Source organism: Candidatus Benthicola sp. (assembly GCF_058719085.1).
On record NZ_JBZQEK010000054.1, the window covers coordinates 1 to 3,473 of the forward strand.

At 68.9% G+C, this 3,473-nt stretch carries 3 protein-coding genes; 2 read left to right on the forward strand and 1 reads right to left on the reverse strand.

The features are described from left to right. A partial coding sequence (locus AC36XV_RS03875; RefSeq protein WP_492202360.1) for a sodium:solute symporter family transporter occupies nucleotides 1-1,114 on the forward strand: 1,114 nt, incomplete at its 5' end. On the opposite strand, the gene AC36XV_RS03880 is transcribed toward AC36XV_RS03875, so the two are convergent. Continuing rightward, nucleotides 1,080-2,345 (reverse strand): serpin family protein, encoded by a 1,266-nt coding sequence (locus AC36XV_RS03880; protein WP_492202361.1) that lies wholly within the window; start codon nucleotides 2,343-2,345, stop codon nucleotides 1,080-1,082. The genes AC36XV_RS03875 and AC36XV_RS03880 overlap by 35 nt on opposite strands. 126 nt (nucleotides 2,346-2,471) lie before the next feature. On the opposite strand from AC36XV_RS03880, the gene AC36XV_RS03885 reads away from it, so the two are divergent. After that, on the forward strand, nucleotides 2,472-3,473 hold a 1,002-nt coding region (locus AC36XV_RS03885; RefSeq protein WP_492202362.1), incomplete at its 3' end, for a beta-L-arabinofuranosidase domain-containing protein.

The window sequence follows — 3,473 nt, forward strand, 5'->3', positions numbered from 1 at the left end:
GCTGTGGCGGATGCGGTTGTCGACGCCGGCCGACTTCTTCCGGATTCGCTACTCTCCCGCGGTGGAGCGGCTCGCCGTTCTGCTCATGGTGCCCACGTCGGTGTTCTGGGCTGCGGCCCAGGTTCGCGCCTTCGGGCACGTCCTCTCCGCCGCCTCGGGGCTCGAGGTGGAGATTACGATCGCGGTCGCGGCCCTGGTGGTGATCGGATACACGGTGGTCGGAGGACTTCTGGCCGTCGCCTGGACCGACTTCGTCCAGGGGATCGCGCTCGTGGTCGGCCTGGGCGTCCTCGCGATCGCCGTGTTTTCCTCGCTGGGGGTCGATTCGCTGGACGCGATCCCTACCGAGCGCCTGCGGCTGTTCGACGGAGAGCGGCCTCTGCTCGAGACCCTGGAGACCTGGGCCATCCCGGTCCTCGGGTCGCTGACGGCGGCCGAGCTGATCACCCGCGTGATCGCCGCCCGCAGTCCCGGAATTGCCCGTGGAGCGACCCTCATCGGCGGAGGAGCCTACCTCATGGTCGGGTTGATCCCGGTGACCCTCGGCCTGGTGGCCGGTGTCGCGATGCCGGGGCTGGCGGAGCCCGAGCAGGTCCTGCCCGTGCTCGCCGAACGGTACCTGCCCCCGCTCCTGTACGCCGTGTTCGCCGGGGCGCTCGTCTCGGCCATCCTGTCCACGGTGGACAGCGCTCTCCTGGTGGCCGGCTCGCTCACCTCCCACAACCTGATCGTGCCGTTCTTCCCGGGGGTGTCGGAGCGCCAGAAAGTGCGACTCGCACGCGTCGCGGTGGCGCTGTTCGGGGTGGTGGCGTGGGTGATGGCCACGAGGGCCGACGCCGTCTACGAGCTGGTGGAGATGGCCTCCGCCTTCGGAAGCGCGGGGATCGTGGTCGTGGTGGTCGTCGGACTGTTCACGGGATTCGGGGGCAGCGGGGCGGCCATCGCCGCCCTCCTGGCCGGGGTCACGACCTGGGTCCTCGGCGCCTACGTGCTGGAGGTCACCTATCCGTTTCTCGGCTCGATCGCGGCGGCGGCGGGCTCGTACGCGCTGGTCGGACTGCTCTCACTCGCCCGCCCTCTCAGCCGGCCGACGGGTCCCGCACCCACCCCATGAACAGGAGAGCCCCGGACAGGCGCTCCCGGATGGCGAACAGGAACGGCCGGTCGGCGAGGAAGGTGGGCGGCGCGGACGTGACCCCCACCTCGACGGAGGTGACCGCCGCGGCCCGCGTGCCCTCCTCGTCCACTTCGACGAACGCCTTCTGCTTCACCCGGCTGATGTGGAGGCCGAGGGACAGGGCGTCCGCGTTCATGCGCGTGAAGTCGGCCCGGGATTCGTCGAACGCCACGCCCATGCCCATGGCGGCCAGCACGTCGTTCAGCGACGTCTCGTACTCCAGACGGAAACGGGGAAGGCCGACCATGATCTCCGTCGGCGCGAGCCCATCGACGAGGGTATTCCAGGAGGCAACGTCGAGAGACTCCGTGAACGCCTCGAGGTCGGTGCCCGACGCCGGAAGAACCACGGTCATCGCGAACGCCTCTCCTCCGTACGGAAGCTCGATCGCCGTGTAGGCGGGCGAGTCCGCGTACGGAAAGGAACGGTCGCTCATCCACATGAAGGGCGCCGAGACCGTCGACCCGTCCCGCCGGTGAAAGGTCCCCGTTCGCGTCCGGTCGGGATCGAACCGCAGGGTCCACTGACCCTCGAAGTAGATCGCGTTGATCAGGAACAGCATCGTGAGCGGATCGATCGGCGGCTCGACGATGCCTTCGATGGCCCCATTCGTCGACTCCTCCACCCAGTCGTTGATGCGATCGGCCGCGGCCGCATCGTCGAAGTCCAGCCCTTCGATCCGGGCGAGGAAGTCGCTCCGGACCTCCTCCACGTAGGCCGGCTCGAGGGGGAACGTGTTTCGGTGCCAGAGTGAGTTGCCGATCTCCAGGCGAACCGTCGGGTCCAGGTCCGTGAGCAGTTCGATCAGGCCCAGGTAGGCATCCCCGATCTGCTCCCGGGTGAGCCCGTCGAGTCGAAGGGCCGAGCGCATTGCCTCGAAAGTGTCGCCTTCCGCTCCCGCCAGCGTCATCCCGAGGGCCATCGAGGCGCTCAGCGGCGAGACGAACACGTTGGAGCCCGGACTCTCCGCCGACGCGAGGGTCCGGAAGAAATCGATCGCGAAGTTTTCACCGGCATCGATCAGACGGGTCTCGGCGTCCGTGAGAGCTCGCGGGAGGGATTCGATACGCTCCACCGGCTGGGGCTCTCCGGGGGAGCTGCAGGCCGCGAGCAGAGCCGCGGCGATCGCGAGGGCTGGGATCGAGTCCGTGAAAGACGATGAGCGCATGGACGGCACCTCAGATGGATGAAGAAGAAACGGACGTGCGAACATACACCCTCCAGCCCCGTGACGATCCGGTCTCCGGGCGGTATCGTGCGGGTACCGTCACCGACCAACCCCGGAGAGCACCCCATGTGTGATCGTTCGTCGCCCCCGGACTCCCGTCGGATCACGCGGCGCCGCTTCGTGGGTGCCGCCGCATCGGGAGCCGCTGCACTGTCTCTCGTCCCTCCTTCGGCGCTGTCCGCGGCCACCGCCGCCGGCCGGCCGCGTACCGCTTCCGGCACCCGGAATCGTCATTACCCATCCAACCGGGATCCCCTGGTGCCGAGCGCCTTCGTGCCGCTGCCGCTCGGGAGCGTCCGGCCCGCCGGGTGGCTGGACACCCAGCTCCGCGGCTGGGCGAACGGCATGACGGGGCGGCTGGACGAGGTGTGGCCGGATGTCGGGCCTGACAACGGCTGGCTCGGCGGGCCGGGAGACATCTGGGAGCGAGGGCCCTACTGGATCGACGGCCTGCTGCCGCTGGCGTACGTACTCCGGGACGAGCGGCTGATCGAGAAGGCGAACGTGTGGGTGGAGGCCGTGATGGCGAGCCGCCAGCGGAGCGGGTACTTCGGCCCGGTGGGCGAGCGGACACAGCCTCGCAGCACCCGTCCGGTGCCGGGCGAGGACTGGTGGCCCCACATGATCGTGCTGAAGTTTCTGCAGAACCACTACGAGGCGACCGGTGATGCCCGGGTGATCGAGCTCATGCTCGACTACTTCCGCTACCAGCTCCGCGAGCTCCCGGACCGGCCCCTGGGCCACTACACGTGGTGGGGAAAGCAGCGTGGCGGCGAGAACCTCGCCAGCGTGCACTGGCTGTACAACCGCACGGGAGAGCTCTTCCTGCTCGATCTCGGAGCCCTGATCCACTCGCAGACGGAGCTCTGGGCCACGCGTCCGGTCGAAGAACCCGGGCGGTGGCATGTCGTGAACACCGCCATGGGGATCAAGCAGCCCGGGGTGTGGTTCGCCCAAAGCGGTGAGCCCGCGGACTGGGAGGCCGTGGACCGGCTGATCGGCTGGCTCATGACCGAGCACGGGCAGCCGCAGGGCATCTGGTCGGGTGATGAGGAGCTTCACGGCACC

Bases quoted from the DNA above. Each gene is read 5' to 3' on its own strand.
- AC36XV_RS03880 (WP_492202361.1), bottom strand. From the start codon at position 2,345: ATGCGCTCATCGTCTTTCACGGACTCGATCCCAGCCCTCGCGATCGCC.